Source organism: Pseudomonas sp. ICBG1301 (assembly GCF_016918385.1).
In the GTDB taxonomy this organism is placed as follows: Bacteria; Pseudomonadota; Gammaproteobacteria; order Pseudomonadales; family Pseudomonadaceae; genus Aquipseudomonas; species Aquipseudomonas palleroniana.
In genome coordinates, this window is record NZ_JAEKGB010000005.1 from 246,434 (window position 1) to 271,719 (window position 25,286).

General features: G+C 61.3%; 15 protein-coding genes and 1 pseudogene. 8 read left to right on the forward strand and 8 right to left on the reverse strand.

Going from position 1 to position 25,286, the window contains the following annotated elements; translation table 11 throughout:
- Positions 1–17 precede the first annotated feature (17 nt).
- The 4 genes and pseudogenes from JBE38_RS14140 to JBE38_RS14155 all read left to right on the forward strand — a co-directional run.
- A pseudogene (locus tag JBE38_RS14140) lies at positions 18–204 on the forward strand (LuxR C-terminal-related transcriptional regulator); the annotation flags it as partial.
- Complete coding sequence (locus JBE38_RS14145; RefSeq protein ID WP_161548183.1) at positions 201–1,820, forward strand: FMN-binding glutamate synthase family protein; 1,620 nt, start codon at positions 201–203, stop codon at positions 1,818–1,820. The pseudogene JBE38_RS14140 and the gene JBE38_RS14145, both read left to right, overlap by 4 nt.
- Before the next feature lie 165 nt (positions 1,821–1,985).
- Positions 1,986–3,116, forward strand: coding sequence for an OpgC family protein (locus tag JBE38_RS14150; RefSeq protein WP_205344519.1), 1,131 nt, complete (start codon positions 1,986–1,988; stop codon positions 3,114–3,116).
- Between the two features lie 108 nt (positions 3,117–3,224).
- Entirely contained in the window at positions 3,225–9,677 is a 6,453-nt protein-coding gene (locus tag JBE38_RS14155; RefSeq protein WP_205344520.1) for an NEL-type E3 ubiquitin ligase domain-containing protein, read from the forward strand.
- Between the two features lie 30 nt (positions 9,678–9,707).
- Here the strand turns inward: JBE38_RS14155 and JBE38_RS14160 are convergent, their stop codons facing one another.
- Positions 9,708–11,126, reverse strand: coding sequence for an amino acid permease (locus JBE38_RS14160; protein WP_205344521.1), 1,419 nt, complete (start codon positions 11,124–11,126; stop codon positions 9,708–9,710).
- 383 nt (positions 11,127–11,509) lie between these two features.
- On the opposite strand from JBE38_RS14160, the gene JBE38_RS14165 reads away from it, so the two are divergent.
- Positions 11,510–14,689 (forward strand): transglycosylase domain-containing protein, encoded by a 3,180-nt coding sequence (locus tag JBE38_RS14165; RefSeq protein ID WP_205344522.1) that lies wholly within the window; start codon positions 11,510–11,512, stop codon positions 14,687–14,689.
- Here the strand turns inward: JBE38_RS14165 and JBE38_RS14170 are convergent.
- The 5 genes from JBE38_RS14170 to JBE38_RS14190 all read right to left on the reverse strand — a co-directional run bounded on the left by JBE38_RS14170 (position 14,647) and on the right by JBE38_RS14190 (position 20,287).
- Positions 14,647–15,858 carry a hypothetical protein gene (locus JBE38_RS14170; RefSeq protein ID WP_205344523.1) on the reverse strand — a complete coding sequence of 404 codons (1,212 nt, stop codon included), beginning with the start codon at positions 15,856–15,858 and terminating at the stop codon, positions 14,647–14,649. The genes JBE38_RS14165 and JBE38_RS14170 overlap by 43 nt on opposite strands.
- 10 nt (positions 15,859–15,868) lie before the next feature.
- Positions 15,869–16,357 (reverse strand): CS1 type fimbrial major subunit, encoded by a 489-nt coding sequence (locus JBE38_RS14175; protein WP_126870593.1) that lies wholly within the window; start codon positions 16,355–16,357, stop codon positions 15,869–15,871.
- Between the two features lie 19 nt (positions 16,358–16,376).
- On the reverse strand, positions 16,377–17,117 hold the full coding sequence (locus tag JBE38_RS14180; protein WP_126870592.1) for a molecular chaperone: 741 nt from the start codon (positions 17,115–17,117) through the stop codon (positions 16,377–16,379).
- A 27-nt stretch (positions 17,118–17,144) separates the two neighbouring features.
- Positions 17,145–19,667, reverse strand: a complete 2,523-nt coding sequence (locus JBE38_RS14185) for a TcfC E-set like domain-containing protein (protein ID WP_205344524.1) — start codon at positions 19,665–19,667, stop codon at positions 17,145–17,147.
- A gap of 119 nt (positions 19,668–19,786) precedes the next feature.
- On the reverse strand, positions 19,787–20,287 hold the full coding sequence (locus JBE38_RS14190) for a CS1 type fimbrial major subunit (protein ID WP_090366521.1): 501 nt from the start codon (positions 20,285–20,287) through the stop codon (positions 19,787–19,789).
- Between the two features lie 453 nt (positions 20,288–20,740).
- On the opposite strand from JBE38_RS14190, the gene JBE38_RS14195 reads away from it, so the two are divergent.
- Both JBE38_RS14195 and JBE38_RS14200 read left to right on the forward strand, forming a co-directional pair.
- Positions 20,741–21,283, forward strand: coding sequence for a PadR family transcriptional regulator (locus JBE38_RS14195; RefSeq protein WP_060754463.1), 543 nt, complete (start codon positions 20,741–20,743; stop codon positions 21,281–21,283).
- A complete protein-coding gene (locus tag JBE38_RS14200) occupies positions 21,280–22,047 on the forward strand; it encodes a siderophore-interacting protein (RefSeq protein ID WP_205344525.1) in 768 nt (255 codons plus the stop codon). The genes JBE38_RS14195 and JBE38_RS14200 overlap by 4 nt, the downstream gene beginning before the upstream one ends.
- Position 22,048: 1 nt before the next feature.
- On the opposite strand, the gene JBE38_RS14205 is transcribed toward JBE38_RS14200, so the two are convergent.
- Entirely contained in the window at positions 22,049–22,672 is a 624-nt protein-coding gene (locus tag JBE38_RS14205; RefSeq protein ID WP_205344526.1) for a Pr6Pr family membrane protein, read from the reverse strand.
- Between the two features lie 4 nt (positions 22,673–22,676).
- Positions 22,677–22,910 (reverse strand): VF530 family protein, encoded by a 234-nt coding sequence (locus JBE38_RS14210; protein WP_060754466.1) that lies wholly within the window; start codon positions 22,908–22,910, stop codon positions 22,677–22,679.
- A gap of 213 nt (positions 22,911–23,123) precedes the next feature.
- Here JBE38_RS14210 and JBE38_RS14215 point away from each other — a divergent pair, with 213 nt between their 5' ends.
- Positions 23,124–25,142: a TonB-dependent receptor gene (locus JBE38_RS14215; protein WP_205344527.1), complete on the forward strand. Its 2,019-nt coding sequence runs from the start codon at positions 23,124–23,126 to the stop codon at positions 25,140–25,142.
- Positions 25,143–25,286 lie beyond the last annotated feature (144 nt).

Below are 25,286 nucleotides of genomic sequence, written 5' to 3' on the forward strand. Positions count from 1 at the left end.
GCATCAGGGCCTGCTATTTGATGCCCAGCGGTTGCTCCAGCAAGGAGATCGCTCGTAAGCTTCAAGGCTCTGTAAACCGTGAAAGTCCATAAGAAATACCCGTACAGCAGGCTGGGGAGCCAATCCCAGTCGCAGCTGTCGTCGATTTTTCTTCAGGCGCAAAACGCCTGGCCGATGAGTCCGAACCCAAGGAACCCCGTATGAGCCTGTCGTTACTAAGCCGTTACGCCTTCTTTGCCGTGTGCGTCATTTTCACCCTCGCCAGCCTCCCCTTTATCGAACACGAATGGTTGTGGCCGATTACCGTGATCACCGGCCTATTGAGCCTGATCGGTATTTTCGACCTGCTGCAAAGCCCCCACGCCGTGCGCCGCAACTACCCGATCCTGGGCAATATCCGTTATCTGGTGGAAACCATCCGCCCGGAAATACGCCAGTACCTGCTGGAGTCCGACAGCGACGCCCTGCCCTTCTCCCGGGCCCAGCGTTCGCTGGTGTACTCGCGCGCCAAGAACGAAACCGCCGACAAACCCTTCGGCACGCTGATCGATGTGTACCAGTCGGGCTTTGAATTCATCGGCCACTCCATGCGCCCGGCTCCGCTGAGCGACCCCAGCACCTTCCGCGTGATGGTCGGCGGCCCTCAGTGCACGCAGCCTTACTCGGCGTCGGTGTTCAATATCTCGGCGATGAGTTTCGGCTCCCTGAGCGCCAACGCGATCCGCGCCCTCAACCAGGGCGCCAAGCTCGGCAACTTCGCCCATGACACCGGTGAAGGCAGCATCAGCCCCTATCACCGTGAGAACGGCGGCGACCTGACCTGGGAGCTGGGCAGCGGCTACTTTGGCTGCCGCACCAGCGACGGCCGCTTCGACCCGGAACGCTTCGCCCTGCAGGCGCAGAACCCGCAAGTGCGCATGATCGAAATCAAGATGAGCCAGGGCGCCAAGCCCGGCCATGGTGGGATCCTGCCCAAGCACAAGGTGACCAAAGAAATTGCCGAGACACGCGGCATCATGATGGGCGAGGACTGCGTCTCCCCGTCGCGCCACAGCGCATTCTCCACCCCCATCGAAATGATGCACTTCATCGCCCAACTGCGTGAGCTCTCCGGTGGCAAACCCGTGGGCTTCAAGTTCTGCCTCGGCCACCCGTGGGAATTCATGGGCATTGCCAAGGCCATGCTGGAAACCGGCATTCTCCCGGACTTCATCGTGGTCGACGGCAAGGAAGGCGGCACCGGCGCCGCGCCCGTGGAATTCACCGACCATATCGGCGTGCCGCTGCGTGAAGGCCTGTTGTTCGTGCATAACACCCTGGTGGGCCTGAACCTGCGCGACAAGATCAAGCTCGGTGCCAGCGGCAAGATCGTCAGCGCATTCGACATCGCCAGCGTGCTGGCCATCGGCGCCGATTGGGCCAACTCGGCGCGAGGCTTCATGTTCGCGATTGGCTGCATCCAGTCACAAAGCTGCCACACCAACAAATGCCCGACCGGCGTCGCCACCCAAGACCCGCTGCGCCAACGGGCACTGGTGGTGCCGGACAAGGCCCAGCGCGTATTCAACTTCCACCGCAGCACGCTCAAGGCACTGGCGGAAATGCTCGCGGCGGCGGGTCTCGAACACCCGTCGCAACTGTCGGCCAAACACTTGGTGCGACGCATGTCAGCGACGGAGATCAAGCTGTTCTCACAGCTGCATGTATTTCTCAAGCCTGGTGAGCTGCTGACGGGTGAAGTGAACGGCGAGTTCTATTCACGTATGTGGCAGATGGCGCGGGCGGATAGTTTTGAGCCCAATGAAGTCGAGGCTGCGTGATATCCCCAAGGCCTGCCCGACATCGGGCAGGCTTTACATTCAGTAATAACCAGCCTTTGCAATCACTTACAAATACCGCCACCCTGCGCCCGCCCGACGTGCGGCGTACGACAACACGCGCGCTCGCCTGTCTTCATTAAACCTATTGTTCAAGAGCCAGCCGCCATGCTGAACGGACGCGACCCGCGCATCGATTTTTTTCGGGGCCTGGCGTTGATCTTCATTTTCTGGGATCACGTCCCCCACAACCCACTCGGCCAGATCACCTTGCGCAACATCGGTTTCAGCGATGCGGCGGAGGTGTTTGTGTTCCTCGCCGGCTACGCCGCCGTATTGGCCTACGGCAAGATCCTGCAACGTGATGGCTATTGGTTCGCCTCGCTGAAAATCCTGCGCCGAGCCTGGGTGCTGTACGTGGTGCATATTTTCTTGTTGGCCATGCTGATGGGCATCGTGTTCTTCGCCAACAGCCATGTGGAGACCCGCGACCTGGTCCAGGAGATGGGCCTGACGCACTTCATCACCCATCCGCAACAGGCACTGACCGACGAGCTGCTGCTGCGTTTCAAGCCCAACCTGATGGACCCGTTGCCGCTCTACATCGTGCTGCTGGCCGGCCTGCCGCTGGTATTGCCGTTGATGCTGCGCCGGACTTGGGCCGTAGTGGCGCTGTCCGCCACGGTGTACCTGCTGGCGCCCTGGATGGGCTGGAACCTGCGGGCGATTGCAGATGGCGTGTGGTATTTCAACCCGGTGACCTGGCAATTCCTGTTTGTACTGGGCGGCGCGGCGGCGATCTACAGCCAGGGGCCTGCACCCACGCAATCGCGACCATTGTTGCGGCAACCCGTGTTTCTGCTGGCGGCGCTCTACGTGCTATTGGCCGGGGTTCTGACGTTGTCCTGGCGCTGGCCTCAGGTGCACGACGCCTGGGTGCCCGCTGCCCTCAGCGACCTGATCTACCCCATCAGCAAGACCGACCTGTCACCCGTGCGCCTGGTGCATTTCCTGGCCCTGGCCTACGTGACCGCCAAGCTGCTCCCGACCACCGGCTGGACGCGCAACTGGCCGGCCGAACAGGTCTGCCGCATGGGCCGTTACTCGCTCGAAGTGTTTTGCCTCGGTGTGTTGCTGGCGCCGTTGGCAGACATGCTTAATGCACTCATGGGCGACACCCTGCTCATGCAATTACTCACCGCCATCACCGGCATGCTGCTGATGGGAGGCCTGGCCGCCTGGATGGAATTCAACAAACGCCTGGACCAGCGGCCATTCGTCCACACCCTCGCACGGTAGCCGCGCCAATCGCCCCGTGCCGCTCACGCAAGCTATATAGGTAGCGCCAGCGAACGGTACGGGGATGCTTCCATTTGCCCTCCACTTAACAGTGAAAGGAAATGGTCGATGCCTACCCATCCACCGCTCAATGAATTGTCGGGCGAGCTGCAAACCAGCGAATCCTGGGCTCGCCAAGAGACCCTGGAAATGCTCCGCGAAACCTTCGCACGCTCCATGAGCAGCCTGAGCCATGAGCAACAACGCGACTACGTCAAGCTGCAACGCGAAGCCCACAACACCCTGCTGGCCGTGGATGCGCAAAACGCTAAGCTGATCAGCGAGTTCAAGGCCAGCGGCTTGGCCCAATTACGCAGCCGCATCGGCGGCCAGGACCCCGAAAAGGCCTACCTGCACACCCGCTACCTGGAAGAGTTGCAAGCCCCCCTGCCCTGGGAACCGCGCACCAGTGCCATGAACGATGGGCGAGGCGCACGCCGCTTTCGTCGGGCCTACGATACGTGGAAATACCGTGCCCACCATTCCAGCCTGTCGCTGTGGGATGCGGCCTGTCTCAATTTCGACTTCACCACCAGTCAATCGCCCAAGGCGGGGCAAACCTTTGTCGATGCATCGTCGCTCAGTGGCGTGGACGACCCGGATCTGACCGTCGAAAAATTCATCCAGATCAGCCGCGACCTCGACCTCGGCGGCCAACTGCAAACCACCCTTAACAACGCCCTGCGCAAAGGCGGAAAACTTCACACTGTGCTGCTGGCCAGTGCGCGTGCCAGCCTGTCGTTCGAAACACTGGAGGCGTATCGCAACCGGGCCAGTACCGGCGTGACCCGTGAGCTCTACGATAAGCTCAGTCAGGCCATCGACGGCCGCGGCCCCGCGCTCGAATTCGAGACGTTCAGCGTCCGCACCGGCAAAACCATTGCTGTGCCCTTGCTGATGATCCGAGTGGCCAGCCTGGGCGTCGTCTCCTACTTTCCGTTCCGCCCCGACGGTGCCTTGCGCTATCACGTGGACGCCACCAGCGCCAACCAGACGTTTGTGCAGCAACTCAAGGACAGCCACCGCAAGGGCGACCTGGGCTGGTTTGCAAGGCAACTGCCCACCCCCGAACTGCGCGGGTTCCAGAAGTTACTCAAGGATGAACCGCGCCCGCCCGGCCTGAACCCGTTGGCGGGGTTCCTGTATGACACCTTTCATCGTCTGTTCCCCGAACGTACTCTCGACAGCCTGCGTTTTAGTGCCGACCCCAGGCAAAACCGCAAACACACCCTGGTCGAAGCCCTGACCCAGCGCCAGGTGAAACGCTACCGGGCCAACCTTTCAACCCTCGCCACCGCCCGTTCGGAGCGCGACCTGCAAGCGGTGATCGACGGTGCAGCGGCGATCGCCGATGAAATTCTGCAACTGCTGCTGACCCCCGTGCCAGGTGGCGTCAGCGGGTTGAACCGGGTCATGCAGGCGGTAGTGTTCGGTAGCCTTGGCTACAGCCTGATCACCGGCATCAACGAAGCGGCCAAAGGCGAAGCCAGTCAGTTCGCGGCGGCGCTGAGCGATGTGGCCGACCTCGCGGTCAACGGCTTGTTGATCACCACCGCCGGGCGTGTGCACCGGCAACGCCTGGAGCAGTTGATCCAGCGATTGGGCCAACCACGCAAAGTCCTGCGCAGCGACAATACCTATGAACTGTGGACTCCGGATATCCGCCCTTACGCCGTGCCGGACCAGAACCTGCTCGACGGCCAGCGCATCAGCCCACAAGGCACCTACGCGATCAAGGGTCATCAGTACGCCTGGCTCGAGCAAAACGGGCAACGGCAGGTGGTGGAGGTCGACTACGACGCCCGGGCCATGCGCTGGAAAATCAAGCACGGCGATGGCAACGCCTACGCCCCGACGATTGTCTTCGAGCCGGCGCAACAGGTCTGGGTGCTGGACCTGCAAGATGCCCATACCCTCTCGGACCGCCAACTGACCGAGCGCATGCTGCCCAACGGCACCCATGCGCTCACCGATGCCGATATGCACACGCTGCTGCGCAGTACGGCCACCACGCGCGCCATTCTGGACCGCGTGTGGTCGGGCAGCCCTGCCCCCATCACCCTGACTGAAGGGGTACGTCGCCTGCAGGCGGACCAGTTGATCAACCAACTGATCAACCACTTTCACCGGCGCGGACATTGGCCGCCGCATGCCGACAGCCTGGTACTGAGCCTGTTGACTCAACTGCCGGATTGGCCGGCGCAGGTGCTGATCGACGTGTACGACCCGTACGGCACGCCGCTCGAAAGCTACGCCAAAAGCGACCCACCGCCGGCCACATCACAGCGCATTACCCTCACGCGCCGCGATGACGGCACCTACAGCGCCTTGGGCGACACCGGCAGCGGCGCCGTGACCCAGGAGCGCTTGTTTGAATTGATCCTGCGCGTGCAACCCGCCGCCTCGGTGCTGGGCAAAGAAGGCAGCCCCAACCTCACCGAAGCCCAGCGCATCGCCCGGATACGCCTGCAGATCAGTGAACTGGCGCGAGCGCGGCGAATCGACCTGTTCAGCGCCCTGACACGCTACTCAGGCTTTGCCCGCCATGAAATCGCGGCCACCGATACGGCCAGGGTGTTTGTGCCGGTCAGGGCCGCGCCGGCGCGGGTGGAAGTCACCCCGGTGTTGAAAAAACTGCGTGGCCTGTACCGCCCCTTGAGCTCGGCCAACCTTGATCAACTGCTGCGCGACCAGCGCTTCAGCAGCACCGAGCGGGCGCAGTTCCTGCAGGATGGCACGCTGCCCCATGTGCTGCGTGAACACCTGGAAAACCATCGCACGGCCCTGCGCATCGACGCCGTGATCGATGGTTTGTATCACGCCAGGGCTTTTGATGCGGACACCGATCTATGGGCACGGGAGTTTGCCTCCAGCCTGATCCGCAACACCCTCAAGCGGCACTTCGTAATCACCGAGATCGACGACAAGCCGTATGCCAACAGTGGCCCGGATGACACCACCGTGGAGTTGCGGCACTACGGCGACGGCCATTACCAGGCCTATGACATGCGCAATGCGGGCCTGATCCCGGTGTCGCCGAGCGTCGACAGCTTCTACCTGGCCATCGGCTCAGTGCTGCAACCCCACGAACGGCTGAAACTGGGCATGACCTCAGACACCGATGCCCAGGGTTTGCGCAACACCCTTGGCGACCTGATGAGCGCCCAACGCAGCCCCGAAGGCTACATCACCCTGCTCGATCAATCGTTGGGCCAATACGCGCAAAGCGTGGTGCTGCCCGCCAACCTGTTACCCGACGCCCTGGGCCTTTACGAACTCGACGGGCAACAACTGTTGCCCCTGTATGGCTCGTTGTACCCGGTGACCTATGACCACAACCGGCTCAAATGGCGGCTCAAGCACCCGAAAAAAGTCGGTGTCGACACGCCCCGCCTGGAGCACAATCGCCGCGGCGCGTGGCGGCTTTCCAACGAAAACCCACTGTCCTGGGACGACCACCACCTGTTCTATCGCCTAGGCAGCGAGGACTTCAACGTCGACCAAGCCACCGCGCAACACATCCTCAAGCTCACCGACACCCCGTCGCGGGCCTTGCGCGAAGTGCACAGTGCCGGCCTGGCTCCCCCTCCGTTGCTGACCGATACCAGCAAGCGCTTTCGCATCGAGCGCGAGATCCTGCACTTCATCCGCGCCATGACCACCTACACGGCCAGCCGCAGTGCGCGGGCTTCGCTGCAATTGCTGTTGGTCAGCGCCTTGCCCGGATGGCCGCGCAGCCATGCCTTGGAAGTGGTCGACAGCCACGGCAAGGTGCTCGGACAGTACCCGAGCCAACTCAACCCCGACGCCGAGAAGATCCGCATCAGCGAGACCGACAGCCACGGCCCCGAGCCGCTGAAAAATATCGTATTGAACACCGCCTTGATCGAGGCACTGCTCGGCGAACTGCCCGCGACCCAGCAGGAACGGTTGTTCAAACTGGCGAAGAAAATCGCCGAGCATGCTCATCAGGAACGCGCTCAGCTATTCGATATCCTCTACCGCCAGAGCGAACAGAGCGGCACGCGCCTGGAAAAGCGCTTGCAGAACCATCATCCGGCACTCCCCATCAGCGCGGCCAAGGCGATTCTGGAGCATGCCAGCCGCCAGGAACTCAAGCAGTTGCACGATCACGACGAGGTCGGCCTGCGCCTGGCAGAACAGGCGCGCCTGACCGCCCATGATGTGCGCCTGAACCGCGCCTTCGAAGGTTTGTACCTCACGACCCTGGCCAACCCCGACAGCGCAAAGATCATCCTGCATTTGCTCAAGAGCGTCCCCGGCTGGCCGGCGGCCCTGCGCCTGGATATCCACGCAGGTACGCCTAAAGGGCGCTTGCTGGAGCACGCCGGGATCCTCGACGGCAATGATCGTCGGGTTCTGGTGAAGATGGACAACGGCTATCGGGCCTACGACGGCATGGGCCAGGCGCTGGGAGAAACCACCGACCTGCTCGGGGGCGTCGCCGACCTGCTGTCCGAAACTGAGCGCCAAGCCCTGGGCATTGACGACAGCGGTGACTTGACCCCATTGCGGCACCGCCTCGCTGACCTCGCGCTGGGCCAGCGCGTGGCGATCAAGGCCCTGCTCGATCTGCCGCATATTCCGTACTGGCTGCAGCCGCCGATGGCGGTCAACAGTTCATTCACGGCCTACCCGTTTACCTTGAGCGACCTATGGCCGTTCCACGCCCGCCAGCCGGTGGATCTGGTCAGCAAGGTGCGCGAGATCTACCCCAGTTTCAGCGTGGCCAAGGCCAACGCCCTGATTGATGCACTGGGCATGAGCGAACCCGCCGCGTTACTCGAACTGGAGCGGCGCAAGGCCGAATACCAGGCCTTGGATTACGGCCTCACCCACTGGGCGGAGTCGCCCCACGCCAACGATGATCCCGCCACCGACCCCTTGGGCATGAACCTCGGCCAGCGGCGCTACCTGGCCGAACAGATCCGCAGCGCTTGGCGTCAGGAAACCCGCGTACTGTATGCCGACGGCATGTTCGACGTGCACGTGCTCAAGCTGCAACTGGGCGACAACGACTTGCCCGACACCGATTTTCTCCTCGGCACCCAGGGCTTTGCGCATATCGATTACCTGCATATTGCCGGCGATACCTTCCCGGCCACCGGTAATGCGTTTCTGAGCAAGTTCGCCAACCTCAAGTATCTGAAAATCGACTGCATGCTCACGGAGCTGCCCGCCAGCATCACCGCCATGACCCAGTTGGAACAGCTGTTCCTGGCGGACAACGACATCGTGCTGACCGACGAATCCCGGCAACGCCTGGCCAACCTGACCCGCCTGGAAGAACTGCACCTGGACAACAATCCGTTGGGCCTGCCACCGGATATCAGCAGCATGCCGAGGCTGACGGTTCTGTCACTGCGCAATACCGGCCTCACTCAATGGCCAATAGGTGCCGAAACCCGCGGCGACCTGGGTGCGTTGATGCTTCAGGAAAACCGTATTACCACGCTTCCCGACGCGTTGTTCAACACCGGCATGGTCCACACCAATCGCAATACGGTGTTGCACGACAACCCCTTGGACGCCGACACGCTGGACCGGATAAACGACTACTACGCCCAGACCGGCGTCAGGCTGGGCGGCCCCTTGCCAGGCATCCAGCATCAACAGAACGTGCCAGCCGACTTGAATGATTGGCTCACCGGCATCCCTGCTGCCGAACACGCGGCCTGCCAGAAACTGTGGAGCCTGTTGAAGAACAACGAGGACGCGAGCCCCGATGACGCATTTCGCGTATTGAAGGACCTGACCCAGTCTTATGCCTATGTAAAGAACGAAACCTCGAAAAAAGCCCTGACCCAACGGGTATGGCACCTGCTGAACGCCATGGGCGATTCCACCGAGTTACGTAACGACGTCTTCCTCAACACCTACCTGGCAGGCACCTGTGGCGATGGCGCGATCCTGGCCTTTATCGATATGGAAATCCGCCACCTGCGCTACGTGGCCAAGGCGCAACCGAACATCGCCATAGCCGAACGCGAGCTGCTGGCTTTGGCGCAAAGCCTGTTCTACCTGCGCACACTCGACCAGTTCGCCGAGGACCATCTGAAATCACTGCGCGAGGCCCAGGTCGACCCTGACGATGCCGAGGTGAAGCTGTATTTGCGCATGAGCCTGGCAAAGGAGTTCAGCCTGCCGGTGCATCAGGAAGAGTTGTTGTATTCGGCACGGGAGTGGGTCAAGTCCAGGGATATTGCCAATGCCCGGCAGAAGCTGCGGGACATCAGCAAGACCGACGCGCCGCAAACCTCATTGTTGCAGGAAGACTTCTGGCTCGAATACCTGGCCCGCAGCTACCCGGAGCCTTTCAGCACCATTGACACCATCACCCGGCACCAGGTGAATGCGTTGAACCAGGCGGTGACGGACAAACGCTCCGACACCTACCTGGACCGGCGCCAGTCGATTACCGACCAGGAAACTGCCGAACGTGAACGCCTGATCCGTCAATTGACCCAGGCGGCACAACTGGCCAACCAGAGACGCAGCTAACGCCAGGGGAGCGAACTCGCTCCCCCCGCACTAAACAGAGCGTGGCACACCCTCACTCGCGTCGCTCGGCCGCAACTTGAAGGCATAGAACACAAGCGTCAGCAGCACCAGGAACACCGGCCCCACATACAGCGCCACGCGGGTGTCCGGGAAGTACGCCATCAACCCCACGACCAACACCAGGAACGCCAGCGCCAGGTACGAACTGACCGGGTACAACCACATGCGGTATTTCAACCCGGCCTGTTCGGCGGCGCTCAAGCTTTTACGGAATTTAAGCTGGGCCAGCAGGATCATCAGCCAGGTCCAGATCGCGCCGAAGGTAGCGATGGAGGTGACCCAGACAAAGACTTTTTCCGGCACCAGGTAGTTGAGCAACACGCCCAGCAGCAGCGCGAAGATCGACAACAGCAAGGCGCGACGCGGCACACCGTTGTTCGAGGTCTTGGCGAAGGTCGCCGGGGCCTGGCCGTTCTGCGCCAAGCTGTAAAGCATGCGCCCGGTGCTGAAGATACCGCCGTTGCACGACGACAGGGCCGCGGTGATCACCACAAAGTTGATGATGCCGGCGGCGGTCTTGATCCCCAGACGCTCGAAGGTCATCACGAACGGGCTGCCTTGGGTACCGATCGCATTCCACGGGTAGATCGACAGAATCACAAACAGCGCCCCCACATAGAACAGCAGGATGCGCCAGAACACCGAGCCGATTGCGCTGGGGATGGTCTTCTGCGGGTTCTTCGCTTCACCGGCGGTCAGGCCGATCATCTCCACGCCCAGGTAGGCGAACATGACCATTTGCAAGGACATCAGGACGCCCTGCACGCCATTGGGCATGAAACCGCCGTGGGCCCACAGGTTGGAAATACCCAGTGCCACGCCATCGTTGCCGAAGCCGAACGCAATGATGCCGACGCCGCCGATGACCATCGCAATGATCGTGACGATCTTGATCAGGGCAAACCAGAATTCGAACTCACCGAACGCCTTGACCGCGATCAGATTGATGGTGCCCATGCTGATCAGCGCCGCCAAGGCCCAGATCCAGCGCGGCGTATCGGGGAACCACACGCCCATGTACACCGCGACCGCCGTGATTTCCGCGACACAGGTCACCAGCCACAGGAACCAGTAGTTCCAGCCGGTCAGGAAGCCCGCCAGCGGGCCGAGATAATCCTGTGCATAACGGCTGAACGAACCGGCGACAGGGTTGTGCACGGCCATCTCGCCGAGCGCACGCATGATCACCAGGATCGCCAGGCCGCCGATGATGTACGACAGCATGATCGCCGGACCGGCCATTTCAATGGCCTTTGCCGAACCCAGGAACAGACCGACGCCGATGCAGGCGCCGAGTGCCATCAAGCGAATATGTCGCTCACCGAGTTCGCGTTTGAGCGGGCCGCCTTGAGCGGTCTCGCCATGGGGCAGGGGGTTGCCGACTGGCATAGGGATACAACCTCATCTTGTTATTGGATAGCCCGTCGCGTTTCACACGCCGTTGCCGGTAAGGCCAGGCGGAAATCGAAACCGGGGCCGTCTCATGAACAGCCCCGCCTTGCAGGGCAAGACGATGGGCCGTGCAGTATAAAAAGCCTCGACCAGTGCCTTTCACTGTAAAAGCCAGTCAATTTAGTGGAAGCGCCCACAATAATGCAATTTCACAGGCGCATATGACCTATACCCGGCGACCAATCGCCGCAGCTGCCGTCGTTCACTCAAGGGCTGATTCAGAAGCTTCCCACGCAAAAAATACAATTTCCTCACATCAAGCCCACACCGTCTAAGCTTCAAACAAGTCCGATCAATCTGCGTGAATGGATCAATCGACTATGGGCGCACTATGGCAAACCGAATCGACCAAGGCTGCGAAACTACAAGGCAGTTCGGAACCAGCGCCTTTACCCCAAAATAAACCCAGGCCCCGCTACGGGCGCCGGCTGTTCTGGCTGATCGTGCTGATGGCGTTGGTGGCCCTGGGCTTTGCCGCTGCCAGAGAGATGCGCACTTCACGCCTGCAAGCCGAGCAATTGAGCAGGCTGGCCAACCAACTGACCTACCGGCTGGCCGACGGTCGCAGTGATACCATCGTGTACCCAGGCCCCGGACCGTTTGATCGACGCCTGGGCTACAGCGACCTCGACGACTTCCTGGCCCGCTTGCTCAAACGCGGTTACGTCGTGCAATCCCAAACGCGCTTCTCCCCCCAATTGATGGATTACACCCGCCAGGGGCTGTTCGTGCCCTACGCGGAAAAAATCCAGGCCGGTTTGTCGCTCACCGATTGCCAGGCGCTGCCGCTGTACCAATACACCTACCCGCAACAGCTCTACGCCAGCTTCGCCGCCATTCCGCCGCTGGTAGTCAACAGCCTGCTGTTTATCGAAAACCGTGACCTGCTCGACCCCGCCGCCCCACAGGCCAACCCCGCCGTCGACTGGCCGCGCTTTGCCAAGGCGGCCTGGTCGCAAGTGGCCAAGACCCTGCACCTGCCCGGCCAGAGTGCCGGCGGCAGTACCCTGGCGACCCAGTTGGAAAAGTACCGGCACTCCCCGGATGGCCTGACCCTTTCCGGCGCGGAGAAACTGCGGCAGATGTTTTCCGCCGGCGTACGGGCTTACCAGGCGGGGCCGGACACCGCGATCGCACGGCAGAATATCGTGCGCGACTACCTCAACAGCGTGCCGCTGTCGGCCGTGCCGGGGCACGGTGAGGTGCACGGCCTGGCCGAAGGTTTGCGGGTGTGGTTCGGCGCCGATTTCAACCAGGTCAACCAGGCGCTGGTGGGCAATGACCTGCGAGCCAAAGCGCTGGCCTTGCGCGAGGTGCTGGCGCTGATCATCGCCCAGCGCCGCCCTTCACATTACCTGGTCAAGGGGCGTGACGAACTGGCGCAACTCACCGACAGCCATCTGCGATTGCTGGCCCAGAACGGCGTGATCGACGCGCCACTGCTCAACGCGGCCCTTGGCGCCACGCTCAGCTATCGCGACTGGGTGCAACAACCCACGGTGCAACCGATTGAAACTAACAAGGGCATCAGCGTCGCGCGCAGCCGGGTTGCCGCGTTGCTCAATCGCCCGCTGTACGACCTCGACCGCCTGGACCTGTCGGCGACCAGTACCTTGCAAGGTTCCCTGCAGACCCAGGTCAGCGATTACCTCAAGCACCTGGCCGACCCTGACTATGCGCGCCAGCTCGGCCTGCTCGGCGAACGCCTGCTGACCGCCGCCAGCACGCCTCAAGTGCGCTACAGCTTTACCCTGTTCGAGCTGACCCCGGACGGTTCACGGGTCAGGGTACAGACCGATAACACCGACCAACCGTTTGATATCAATGAAGGCAGCAAGCTGGAGTTGGGCTCCACGGCCAAGCTGCGGGTGCTCACCACCTACTTGCAAATCGTCAGTGAGCTGCACGACCAATATGCGGCGCAATCCCCCGCCGCGTTGAAAAAAGTGCCGATCAACGATCAGGACCGCCTCAGCCGGTGGGCCATCGACTACCTGATCCAGACCTCGGACAAAAGCCTGGAAAAAATGCTCGACGCCGCCCTTGACCGCACCTACTCGGCCAACCCGGCGGAAGGTTTTTTCACCGGGGGCGGCCTGCATCACTTCCATAACTTTCGCAGCCAGGACAATGGCCGCAGCCCCACCCTGCGCGACGCCTTGCGCGAATCGATCAACCTGCCGTTCATTCGCCTGATGCGCGATATCGTGCGCTACACCACCTACGCAGGCCCCAACAACAGCGCGCAGTTGCTCAAGGACGACAACGACCCTCGGCGCCAGGAATACCTGGCCAGATTCGCCGACCGCGAAGGCACCGCGTTCCTGCTCAGGTTCTGGAAGAAGTACCAGAAAAAAGACACCCAGGCCCGCCTCGATACGTTCCTCGACAGTGTCCGTGCGACGCCGATCCGCCTGGCGGCTGTGCATCGTTACCTGCTGCCCGACGCGAGCCAGGAAAGCTTCAACCGCTTCGTGCGCTCGCACCTGGCCGGCAGCAAGGACGTCGGCAAGCTCAGTGATGAGCGCCTGGCCAAGCTCTATCAAGACTACCGCCCCGGCAGCTATGACTTGCCCGACCAAGGCTTCATCGCCAAGGTCCATCCGCTGGACCTGTGGCTGCTCGGCTACCTGCTCAACCATCCCGACGCGACCTTCGGCGAGGCCGTGAAAGCCAGTCAGTTCGAGCGCCAGGAAGTCTACAGCTGGCTGTTCAAGAGCCGCCATCAAAGCGCCCGCGACAGCCGTATTCGCACCATGCTGGAGATCGAGGCGTTTCTCGATATCCATCAGCGCTGGCAGGCGGTCGGCTATCCCTTCGATCACTTGGTGCCCTCCCTGGCAACCGCCATCGGCAGCTCCGGTGACCGACCTGCGGCGCTGGCGGAACTGATGGGCATCATCCTCAACGACGGCGTGCGCTCCAAGGTGCTGCGCATCGACAGCCTGCACTTTGGCGCCGACACGCCCTATGAAACCCGCCTGATCAACGACCCCGCGCCCGGCAAGCGGGTCATGCCGGTGGCGGTGGCGCAAGCCCTGCGCGGCGCGCTGTCCCAGGTGGTGGATGCGGGGACGGCAAAACGCGTCTCCGGCAGTTTCAAACTGGCCGACGGCACCCCGCTGGCCATGGGCGGCAAGACCGGTACCGGCGACAACCGCATCGAAGCCATCGGCGCCGGCGGCCGGGTGATCAGCTCCAAGTCGATCAACCGCACCGCGACCTTTGTGTTCTACCTGGGCGATAGCCATTTCGGCACGCTGACCGCCTTCGTCCCTGGCCGCTCGGCGGAACACTTCACCTTCACTTCGGCCTTGCCGGTGCAAGTGCTCAAAGGCATGGCGCCGATCCTGATGCCGTACCTGCAACCGGGTAGCCATACCCAATGCGTACCGGCCGCGGAAAACCGCCAGGCTAATGGCGAAGCCGGCGCAAGGACCTGGGGCTCGGCAAACGCCTACAACCCCGAGTCCCACACGACGGTGGCCGTACCTGAATAGGCGCTGCCCCCCCCGTGATCGAGCATCTGCGACACGCTGTCCGCCTTGATCTCAAAGTGCAGGGTGCTGGGCTTGCGGTCGATGTACCGGGTCGGCTGGAACAACTGGGTGCCCACACCGTCCAGGCGCAAGGGCAGCCGGTTGACCGGGCGCCCGACGCTGTCGTTCAACCCGACGGGCAAGGTGACGGCGACGTCCAGCGGGACTTGATGGCCGGCGGCGTTGCGCATACTGCAGGTATTGCCCATGGGCTCGCCGCATTCCAGGGTCATCTTGAATGGCGAGCTGGCCCACAGGTTGACGGTCTGGTCGCGGAACAGTCGCGTGGGTTTGCGTCCGTTTTTCAACCACGCCTGCCAGCCCTCCTGGGGTTCGAGTTGCACACGATTGCCACCCGGCGGCACCTCGACCTTGAGGTGGTGATCGACGTCCAGGGTAAAGTTAAAGGTCAGTTGATTGTCGTTGGGCTGCATGATGTCACCGAAATCGAAATCCGCCCGGGGGCCTACGCTGTAAGTGATGCTGCCGGTGTACACACCGCTGTCCATCGCCAGCGGGTTCGGGGTTTTGAGCTCGTAGGAGTACTCGAAAACCGGATAGCGGATGTCCGGGATATCCTTGACCGCAGCCATGTCACAGGCACCGACGTTGAGCGGTGTGATCCAGGACCATAAGAAAAACGTATTGTTACCCGTGCCATAGTTTGTCCCCAGACACGGTGCAGGGGCATATTTCCAGCCAATGGCGCCCCTGGCCCAGACCGTTTGGCCCACACCTCCATACAAATCGAAACGACCACCGATACCCGCGATGCGCATCCTCACCGTTTCCGACGCGCCTGTGACTGCATGACTGACGATCACATCGCGCCACTCGCTGGGCACCTTGAACATCGCGCCTTTGCGTACGTCGGTATGGCCGCCCTGGATCGGCACGCTGGATGAGAAGGTCAGGTCGCTGGTACGGATGCTGAAAATCCCCAGAGCCTTGCAGCGCTCAGGGATGTGCCAGGGGCAGATCCCGCTCTCGGGTGTGGTGTTGACGAAACGGTTGAGCAAGGGGTTGGACGGGTCCGGGCGAAATACCGCCGTGATGTCCTGGGTCAGAGCCTGCGCGGCCAGTGGTAACAGCAGTGCCCACGCGCACAGGGCGCGAATAATAAACTTCATCAAAGAAACCTCATGAGCCCGGCGCAGTAGCGTCGAACACCACCCGCACCGTGCCGTAGTAATTGCCGGGAAGGTAGTCGTCGCCGGGTTTGATCGCGACGATTTCCAGCGGGACGCGCCTGCCGGGCTTGGCTTCAGCGGTGGACACCACTTCGCTGCGGTCCAGGCTCAATTCCTGCCGGTTGAAACTCACACGCAGGTCGATACGGTCGCTGCCGTTGTACAGAAACGGCTGTTCCTCAAGCCGTGCACCAATGGCACCGCCGATATTTTTCACATCGAACTGCGCACGCAGCGGGCTCAACTGCGACGACACCGGGTTGTAATCCAGGCGTTGCTCACGGTGGAACAACTGCGGGTCGACCGGCAGCACATAAAAGTCCGGCGTGGGAATTTCGACAAAAACCTCGAAAGTCTCCCGCTCGAGCGCCGCCCGGTTGGGAGTGGCAGCCAGCAGGCTGACGATGGAGACAGCGGCGCACATCAGTAACTTGAGCATTTTTTGCCTCGGCACGGGATCAACCCTTGATCTCAACGGTTTTCTTCGCGGAGCCTTCGATCAGGTTGAAGCGGTATTCGCGCCCCGCTTCCTTGTCGAAGCTGAAACTGCGACCGGCCATGATGTGGTGCTTGACGGTGGGCCGGCAGTCACGCGGGTCGTCGACCCGGCAGTCCTTGAATTCATCCACCACCACGACGCTGTTGCCGTTGTTGTGCAGGGCGTAGCGCCTGGCGGCGTTATCGGCCTGGGTGTCGAAACGCGTGTTTTTCGGGCGCACGAAAAACACCGTGCCGTAGCCTGCGAGCACCCGCACACCGGCGGCGAGGTTGTCTTTGTATTCGGCGCGCTCTTCATCGGTAAGGGCGAATTCATCTTCGCTCTGTGGCACTACGGGCACGAAGCGCACGCGGAAATATCGCTCCTTGTCGCGGTTGCCCATGAACAGCAAGCGCGTGCCCTGGGTACCGTTGGCCGGCACGATCAGCCGCGCCGGGCTGGCCATCAGGCCGTCACGGGCAGTGCCGCCGGCGTGGTCCTGCAACGGCACTTCCCGGTAGCTGCCATCGGCGGCGTAGATCATCTCGAGAATGTTGACCTTGACGAAAGCCGTGGAGGTACCGCCGTTGAACACGCGCTTCATATAGGTACTTTTTTCCGCATCCAGGTAGTCGTAGACCACCCCGACATTGATCTGCGGGCCGGCGTGGCTGCTCAGCGAAAACAGCGTGGCGCCTAACAGCATGCAAAAACGTTTCATTGCTTGAACCTCAACGGATAAAGGGTTTCAACCGGCGGTTTGCGTGCCATGCACCACATCGGCCAGGGTGTCCGGCGTACAGCTGAGGTCGCCGATCATCAGCACGTCGCCTTCGCGGCGGGCGGTGCCTGGGTCCACGCGGAATTGGCAGAGCAATTGATTGGCAAAGCTCACTTGCAGGGTGGGTGTACCGGCGTGCATTTCCAGGGAGAAGAACCCGTCCACTTCGCTGACCCCACGGCTGGCGTGGTTGATCACGTGATGGCCCTTGAGCGGTTTACCCTGGGCATCGAGCAACCGTCCGAGCACGGTGACGGTTTGCATGACACTGATCTTGCGATAGTCCACCCCGCCCTTGTTCAAGTGGTAGTTGCTGCGCGCCGGCTGGATAGCGGCGGCCGGCGGGTGGTTGCCTTCGAAGTCAAAGCTCAGGGTGCTGCTCTTGTAAGCCGTGATCGGCACAAAGTTGCGCCCGGGGCGCAAGGTGGCGCTGCCACCGGCCAGGTCATCGGCGCGCAGGGTGATGTCGTCGAGGTCGGTCTCGACATCCACGATCATCCCGGCCCCTCCGGTGTGGTACTGGCTGCTGAGCACCATGTTTTGCGCGCCTACGGCAACGGTGCTATTGAGGTTCAGGCCGCCGCTGAGCTTGTCGTTGAACGAGGAGCGCTGCAAGAATGCGTCGCCGTAGAGCGCTTCGGTCTGGAAGCTGCTGCGACCGGACAAGCCGACGCCATAGGTGTCCGCCGTCGCCGTGGCCGAGACGCTCTGCAGGAAGTGATCATCCAGACTGCGCTGGTAGGTCAGCGAGCCATTGTTGTCGCGGCCGCCATCGCGCGCAGTGCGTGTGCCGAGGCTGGCCGACCATTGTTCGCCTGGGCCGCCAAGGGCGAGGCTGACGCTGATGTCGACACCCCGGTTACGCTTGTCGCCGGTACTGGCCGTGGCCGGGCGATCGAACACCGAAACACGCCAACTGGCATCGCTGCCCAACACCGTACCGCGCTGGTTCCAGCCCAGGTCCAGGCCGAGACCTTCGATGTTGCCCTGGCTGTAGGAGAGCCGGGAGTTGATCGAACTCTTGTTGCTCAGGCGATGGTTGATCGACAACGACGAATTGCTGGCCTGCCCGACGAAGGTGCTGCGCGGCCGCACACGCGTGCCATCGGGCAAGGTTTCATAGGTGCGGCGCGTGTCGAGCCAGCTGCGGTTGTGGCTGGCCACGAGGCTGCCATGGCCGTAGCTGTACAGGCCCTGGATATCCAGGCCGGTGCCGTGATCCTGGGTCTGGTAGACATTGGCATATACGCTGGTGGCGTTGGCCAGGGTCCAGTCGACCGACACGCCATTTTGCAGCTTCTCGCGCACCTTGCGCGTCGACAAACCCAGGATGACCCGGGGGTGGGCCAGGTAGTTGGCGCTGGCACCATAGGTCATGAAGCCGCTGGCCTGTTCGTCCCAGTTGCTCAGCAGTTTGCTCTCGCGCCCGAGGAAGCTGCTGTAACGCCAGCGCTCGTCGGCGTTGCGCCAGTTGTTGGGTTTGTAGACCAGTTCCTGGGTGGTGGAGGTGGTGCGGCCGTCTTCGACCAGGCGCACTTCCACCTCGTAGATACCGCCGGGGAGTGGCCGAGTGTCGAGGGTCTGCAACCCGGCTGCCACGGCCTGGCTGTTAAGCAGCAAGCCGTTGCGGTAGATCTCCACCGAAGCCTGGCGGCTGGCGGTGACATAAATCGGGTACACGCTGGGCTTGGGGTTGTTGATCAGCAGGCTGTCGGAGCTGCCATACATCACGCCCACGGCAGTGTCGGGATTGGCGCCGAACGCACGTATCTGTCGGGTCAGACCGTCGGAGCCCGGGGTGAAATAACCCAGGCGCAGGAATTGGCCTTGCAGTTCGCGCTGGCTATAAAGCTCGTGTACAGCGTGGTAGAGGGTGGTGTCGGTGCCGCCGAGGCGTGACAACTGCAGGTTCAACGCCTGGGTCCAGTTGCCCACGCTGGAGCTGGCCTCCAGGCCATAGCGCCCACCGAGTTGCTCCTCGGCGCCACCGTTGAGGTTGAGTTGATTATTCAGGATCAGGCCCATGCTGCCTGTTTCAGGCTGATCGTAATACCGTTTGACTTCTGTACTACGCTCGACGTTTTCGGTAAGGATCGATACCAACGAATTTTCAATACTGTAGTGCACCGCCAACAATTGCGACGGGCAACTTCGCTCACAACTTCCCAGGGGCATGCCCTGTTGCAGCAGTTGCTGCCACTTATCACGCTCACTGGCTGAAAACTGACTGTCGGCAACATCGCCGAACGCCAGTAACGTGATGCGATCATCCCGACCCAGCACGATCATCGCCTCGCCGAGAAACTGTTGATCGAGTTCGACGCGCACGGCCAGCGGCACATCGAAGAAGTGTTGCTCGAAATCGCTGGGCAACTCCTTGGACTGCAGCAACAGGCTGCGCGGCGTGGTGCCAGGCGCTGAGGGCGCTGCCAGCGCGCTGGCGCACAGCAATAGCGCCAGGGCGCCCGCGATAGGCGTCATCGGAAACATGCACGGAATACTCACTTTTACGGACAGCCGAGGCAGTCAAACGGGGCGGCGGCCAGGACAGGCCACCGCTCCTTCATCAACGCCTGGCGTTCAACCAGGCGCTCCACGACACGACGGCGTTACAGCGCCGGCGCGCGCGGCACAGCGTCGAAGATCACGGTGTAGTTGGCGGTGTACAGGCCGTTCTGGTTGTCCGCCGGTTTGGCCGGAGTAATCACCAGGTCAGCCTGGGTGCCTGGGGTGGATTGCGGGTCATCCACCACTTCTTGCGGTGAGGCGGTCAGCACGATGCCGTTGAAGGTGTTGGTCAGCGCAATACTGTTGCTGCCGTTGTACAGCGCGGCTGCCGTAGGGCCACCTTCAATGTAGGCGTGCACGGAGCCATCGGTATGTTTGACGCTGAAGGTTGCACGTAGCGAGCTCAGCTCACCGCTGACGGGGTTGTAGCTCATGACTTCGTCTTTACCGAAGTTGGGATCCAGCGGCTGGGCGTGGAACTGCTTGGTGGGAATGTCTGCCTTGATCTGGATGGAAGTGCGCGCATCATCTGCGGCAAACGCCAGGGACGAACCCAGTACAGCGGCAACCAGTGGCGAGGCAATGGCGATTTTTTTCAACATGACTGAATACCTGTTTTCTAACTTAAAGGAGTTGGCGTTACAGAACGCGCCTTAGCGTTTCCAATAACGTGCATTGACAACTTCGCAAGTTTCAACGCGACACAAGTATCCCGTGAGTTTTCCAACACGTAAGCAGGTGATTTCCTCGTATCGGGTAGCCCGACAACGATCAAGTCAATAGGAAAAATATGGCACTTTGCCAAAACTTATTAATTAGCTGTAAGAAGAAGACTACTCACAATTAAACGAAAGCTTTTATTAGTGGATCATTCCGTCAGAACAATATTACAACCCGTCATTTATACAACTAACAAAGTTCTTTCCGGATATGAATTCACGGTGCTGCCACGCGTAAACGCAGCGACAGCGACAGGTAGCCATTCGTCCGAAAGGCTTGCGCTCATCTTAAGATATATCTTACGTTATATCTAACCAAGACGGAGAGCCAAGCACATGAGAGAGCATCATCCCCACCACCCCCATCATCACGACGGCTTCGAAAAACGCCCAGGACGCGAACGCGGCGGCCGAGGCCCTCGGGTATTTGCACCCGGCGATCTGAAATTGCTGCTGCCGGCGCTGATCGCTGAGCAGCCGTGCCATGGCTACGACCTGATCCGCCAGATAGAAAGCCTATTCGATGGCACCTACAGCCCCAGCCCTGGTGTGATTTACCCGACCCTGACCTTTCTGGAAGAGAGCGAACTGATCACCGGCGACACCGAAGGCGGAAAAAAACGCTACACAATCACCGACGCCGGTCGTCTCTTCTTAAGCGAGCAAGCCGTTGCCCTGGAGGGTGTACGCATGCGTCTGGACGTCAGCAAACGTTCGCTTCGTGGTCACGACCGCCCGCCGGAAATCCACGAAGCGGTACACAACCTGCGCCATGCCTTGCATTCGCACCACGGGCGCTGGAGCCCGGAAGAAATCGTTCGTGTCGCGGCGCTGCTCAACGGCACCGCTCAAGCCATTGCCGACGGGAAAGCTCAATGAATACTCAAGCCATCCATCGCGTTACCCATGAAATCAAACGTCGCCGCCTGCAAGTATTGAGGGTGGTGGATATCACCCCGCGCATGCGCCGCATCACCTTGGGCGGCCCCGAACTGGCGGGTTTTGTCAGCCTGGGCAGTGACGATCACATCAAGCTGCTGTTCCCACAGAACGCCGCCGAACAGGCAGCACTGGAGAGCTCGACCTTCACGATCAAGGGCGACGGCCCGCAGCCCGCCATGCGCGACTACACGCCACGGCGCTTCGACCTGAGCATCGGCGAGCTGGACATCGACTTTGTCCTGCACGGTGACGGCCCTGCCTCGACGTGGGCAGAGCAGGCGCAGGTCGGCCAGCACCTCTATATCGGTGGGCCTCGGGGCTCGATGATCGTGCCGGATATGTTCGACAGTTATCTGTTGATCGGCGATGAAACCGCCCTGCCCGCCATCGCCCGCCGCCTGGAAGAACTGCCGGCCGGGCGCCAGGTATTGGCGGTGATCGAGATCGCCAACGCGGCGGAACGGCAACCCCTCGAAAGTGCTGCCGACGTGAAAGTGATCTGGGTGATCCGTGGCCAGGATGACCTGCTGGAAACAGTACGCACGCTGACGCTGCCGAGTGGTTCGCTGTACAGCTTCGTGGCGACCGAAAGCAAACTGTCGCGCCAGGTGCGTCGTGTATTGCTGGACACGCACCGGGTCAATGAAGAATTCCTCAAGGCCGTAGGCTACTGGCGTGCCGACGGTAGCGACGAGGAGTGAATCAGGCGTGGGGCTTGATGAGTCTGTCCAGCCCCACCACCGCCAGCGCGATCGCGACAAACCCCGCCAGAATCCCCCCGGCATTCGCAAACACTTGTGGATAACCCAGGGTGCCGACATCGATGAACGGGTACTGATACTGCCCGAGCAAATCGCCCCGCAGCAGCACATAGCCGAAGTACACCAGTGGGTAGATCACCCAGGCGCCGATATGCCCTAGGCGCAAATGGCCCTTGGGCACGCACCGCCACCAATAGATCAAAAACAGCACCGGCATCACGTCATGCAGCAGTTCATCGGCGATGAATTGAAAGCCTGCAGGGCTCCACAAATGCCGCAGCAACAGGTTGTAGGCCAGGCTGACCACGACGATGCTCACGGCGATCCCACTGCTGACCGTGGGCGCCAGGAAAAACCGCCTGGCCGCTGAATCCCGGTTGACCAGTGCATAGCTCAGCACCACGACCACCAGGGTATTGGTCAGTACCGTGAAGAAACTGAAAAAGTTGATCAACCCGCCCAACAGGCTGGCATCGGTGAGCCAGCGCGAATAGAGAATCAGGTACTGCTGAATCGCCAACCCGACCCAACCGGCCAGTGCCGCCGTGGCCACAAAGCGCTTCATGGAATCAATCCAGCGGGCGTTTGGTGCGCATCAGCTTCACGTACAACCCTTCGACTTTCTCCCGCGCCCATGGGGTTTTGCGCAGGAACGTCAGGCTCGACTTGATACTCGGATCGCTCTTGAAGCAGCGGATATCGATGCGTTCAGCCAGGCCCGCCCAATCGTAATGTGCCACCAGGGTGGTGAGGATATGTTGCAGAGTCACACCGTGGAGCGGGTCATTGCTTGTCGCGGTCATGCCAGGCCTTTTTGCAAAAAGAGAAAACACAGCCGCGCACCTTAGCCGACGAGGCGTACAGGTGGAAGCACTGCATTGAATATAGCCCCCGGAGAAAAGTTCCCGCTATCCAGCTGAAAAAGAGATGTTATATTGTAACTACAAGTATCAAATGTAATGATCTCGATACCTCTTGAACCTGCTCTTTTTCGCTGTTTTGCCAAGGAATGTCCGATGTCCCTCTTCCCTCTCTGGCGCTTGACCCCGCTCGCCGCCGCCTTGTTGATCTGCTCCGAAACCCACGCCCTGGAGCTGCAACCTCAAGTCATCACCGCCAACCCGCTGGGCAGCGAGCAACTCGCTTCGCCCACCACCGTGCTCGCAGGCGACGACCTGACCCTGCAACAAAAAGGCAGCCTGGGCGAAACCCTCAACAAGCAACCGGGTGTGTCGTCTTCGTACTTTGGCCCCGGCGCCAGCCGACCGATCATTCGTGGCCAGGATGGCGACCGCATTCGCATCCTGCGCAATGGCGTGGGCGCGCTGGATGCCTCGTCCCTGTCCTATGACCACGCCGTGCCGCTGGACCCGATCAACGTTGATCGCATCGAGATCGTGCGCGGCCCGGCGGCGCTGCTGTACGGCGGCAGTGCCATCGGGGGCGTGGTCAACACGTTCGAAAACCGCATCCCCACCGAGGCCATCGAAGGCATCCACGGTGCCGGTGAATTGCGCTACGGCGGCGCCGACACCACCCGCAGCAGCGCGGGCAAACTGGAGGCCGGGAATGGCACCTTCGCCTTGCATCTGGATGCCAATGCACGGGAATTCAATGACCTGAAAATCCCGGGTTATGCACGCAGCCGTCACGCCCCTGAAAGTGAAGACGGCCCTGGCAAAGAGGGCCGGCTGGGCAACAGCAGCGGGCGCCAGGACGGCGGTGCGCTGGGTGGTTCCTACACCTGGGACGACGGTTATGCCGGCCTGTCCTACAGCAACTACGACAGCAACTATGGCTCGCCCGCCGAGCAGGACGTGCGTATCCGCATGAAGCAGGATCATTACGCCTTTGCCTCCGAGTTGCGCAACCTGCAAGGCCCGTTCAGTTCGGTGAAGGTCGACGCGGGGTATACCGACTACCAGCACCGTGAGATCGAAGGCGGCGAAACCGGCACCACGTTCAAGAACAAGGGCTATGAAGCGCGGGTCGAGGGCCGTCACCTGCCTATCGGTCCGTTCGAGGGTGTGGTCGGTGCCCAGGTGAGTCGCAACGAGTTCTCGGCCCTCGGCGAAGAAGCCTTCGTGCCACAGACCGATACCAACGCCGGCGCGCTGTTCATCCTCGAAGAAATGCAAGCCACCGAGCGCCTGAAACTCAGCCTTGGCGGGCGCCTGGAACACACCCACATCGACCCGGATGCCAAAGGCAACGCGCGTTTCGCCAATGCCGACCACTCCAATGACTTCAACGCGGGCAGCCTGTCATCAGGCGCGGTGTATAGCCTCACGCCGGTGTGGTCCCTGGCTGCCACCCTGGGCTACACCGAGCGCGCCCCGACATTCTACGAGCTGTACGCCAACGGCGCCCATGTCGCCACCGGCACTTACGAAGTGGGCGATGCCAACCTGTCGAAAGAAAAAGCCGTGTCCAGCGACCTGGCCCTGCGTTTTGACAACGGTACCCACAAGGGCAGCTTTGGCGTGTTCTACAGCCGCTTCTCCAACTACATCGGTTTGCTGGGCAGCGGTCGCACGCTGAACGATGAAGGTGAAGCAGACGCCGGCGGGATCCCTGAGTACAAATACTCCGGCGTACGCGCACGTTTCGCCGGCTTCGAAGCCCAGGATCACTGGAAGTTGGGCGAAGGTGCGTACGGCAAATTCGCGCTGGAATTGTCGGGCGATTACACCCGCGCCACCAACCTGGACACCGGCGAAGCCTTGCCACGCATCGCGCCGCTGCGTTTGAACAGCGGTTTGCTGTGGGAACTGGACCGCTGGCAGGCGCGCATCGATGTGGAACATGCAGCGGGTCAAGGGCGTGTGCCGGCTAACGAAAGCGGCACCGACGGCTACACCACCTTGGGCGCCAGCGCGGGTTACCGCTTCAATGTGGGCGGCAGCGAGTGGCTGGCGTTTGTGAACGGCGAAAACCTGACCAACCAGACCGTTCGCTACGCCAGCTCGATTCTGCGTGATATCGCACCGGCTCCAGGGCGCAGTGTGCAATTGGGCATCCGCACCACCTTCTAAAACCACAGCCAAACCCTGTGGGAGGGGGCTTGCTCCCGATGACGCAGTTCCAGTCGCTGTAGCCAATGACTGAACCACCGCCATCAGCAGCCCCCTTTTTTCATCCTGTTTTTGCAGCGACATTTAGTCACTGTTACCAAAACT

Bases quoted from the DNA above. Each gene is read 5' to 3' on its own strand.
- JBE38_RS14145 (WP_161548183.1), top strand. From the start codon at position 201: ATGAGCCTGTCGTTACTAAGCCGTTACGCCTTCTTTGCCGTGTGCGTC.
- JBE38_RS14150 (WP_205344519.1), top strand. From the start codon at position 1,986: ATGCTGAACGGACGCGACCCGCGCATCGATTTTTTTCGGGGCCTGGCG.
- JBE38_RS14155 (WP_205344520.1), top strand. From the start codon at position 3,225: ATGCCTACCCATCCACCGCTCAATGAATTGTCGGGCGAGCTGCAAACC.
- JBE38_RS14160 (WP_205344521.1), bottom strand. From the start codon at position 11,126: ATGCCAGTCGGCAACCCCCTGCCCCATGGCGAGACCGCTCAAGGCGGC.
- JBE38_RS14165 (WP_205344522.1), top strand. From the start codon at position 11,510: ATGGGCGCACTATGGCAAACCGAATCGACCAAGGCTGCGAAACTACAA.
- JBE38_RS14170 (WP_205344523.1), bottom strand. From the start codon at position 15,858: ATGAAGTTTATTATTCGCGCCCTGTGCGCGTGGGCACTGCTGTTACCA.
- JBE38_RS14175 (WP_126870593.1), bottom strand. From the start codon at position 16,357: ATGCTCAAGTTACTGATGTGCGCCGCTGTCTCCATCGTCAGCCTGCTG.
- JBE38_RS14180 (WP_126870592.1), bottom strand. From the start codon at position 17,117: ATGAAACGTTTTTGCATGCTGTTAGGCGCCACGCTGTTTTCGCTGAGC.
- JBE38_RS14185 (WP_205344524.1), bottom strand. From the start codon at position 19,667: ATGTTTCCGATGACGCCTATCGCGGGCGCCCTGGCGCTATTGCTGTGC.
- JBE38_RS14190 (WP_090366521.1), bottom strand. From the start codon at position 20,287: ATGTTGAAAAAAATCGCCATTGCCTCGCCACTGGTTGCCGCTGTACTG.
- JBE38_RS14195 (WP_060754463.1), top strand. From the start codon at position 20,741: ATGAGAGAGCATCATCCCCACCACCCCCATCATCACGACGGCTTCGAA.
- JBE38_RS14200 (WP_205344525.1), top strand. From the start codon at position 21,280: ATGAATACTCAAGCCATCCATCGCGTTACCCATGAAATCAAACGTCGC.
- JBE38_RS14205 (WP_205344526.1), bottom strand. From the start codon at position 22,672: ATGAAGCGCTTTGTGGCCACGGCGGCACTGGCCGGTTGGGTCGGGTTG.
- JBE38_RS14210 (WP_060754466.1), bottom strand. From the start codon at position 22,910: ATGACCGCGACAAGCAATGACCCGCTCCACGGTGTGACTCTGCAACAT.
- JBE38_RS14215 (WP_205344527.1), top strand. From the start codon at position 23,124: ATGTCCCTCTTCCCTCTCTGGCGCTTGACCCCGCTCGCCGCCGCCTTG.